Origin of the sequence: Parendozoicomonas verongulae, assembly GCF_009711465.1 — a bacterium.
In the GTDB taxonomy this organism is placed as follows: Bacteria; Pseudomonadota; Gammaproteobacteria; order Pseudomonadales; family Endozoicomonadaceae; genus Sansalvadorimonas; species Sansalvadorimonas verongulae.
On sequence record NZ_SMME01000297.1, the window covers coordinates 1 to 511 of the forward strand.

General features: G+C 53.0%; 1 protein-coding gene. It reads left to right on the forward strand.

Features of this window, described 5'->3' with window-relative positions; all coding sequences use genetic code 11:
• Nucleotides 1–330 precede the first annotated feature (330 nt).
• The coding region (locus tag E1189_RS24385) for a hypothetical protein (RefSeq protein WP_230459848.1) at nucleotides 331–511 on the forward strand (181 nt) is incomplete at its 3' end.

The window sequence follows — 511 nt, forward strand, 5'->3', positions numbered from 1 at the left end:
CATCTGTCGCTGACGGGGAATGAACTTTGCCTGGAGTTAATGTGCAGGTAGAGCCCTCAGCTATCAGCCCAAGAGTTTCATTGCCCAGGCGTGGCAGCCTGATTCCGGATGGGCTCCCAACCCCTTGGCAGACCAGGCTATTTTCTGGATCCACTACGCAAAACGTGTCGTTCAAAGGCTGAACAACGGGTAATGATGTGCGGATACGGCCTGTTGAGATGATATCGGCCTCCCCTTCAGCTGATGGCACAACAAGCGTGCAGCTACTCACCGGTTTATCTGTACTCGCATCAACAACAGCGGAAGCAACAACGGTCAGGATACAAAGCCATGAGGTATTTGCTAGCATTTGCAACGGGCATAACCTCTGATTTATTTCCTTTTGACCCGCCTCTCCTTGCACCGAGCGTCTTGGCTGCCCCGGCGGTGGTATGTCAGCTGGTTGACCGTATCGAAGATAAGGCCACAGGAGCAGGTGATATTCAGCTTCCCCTTGCACAGAGTGTCTCGA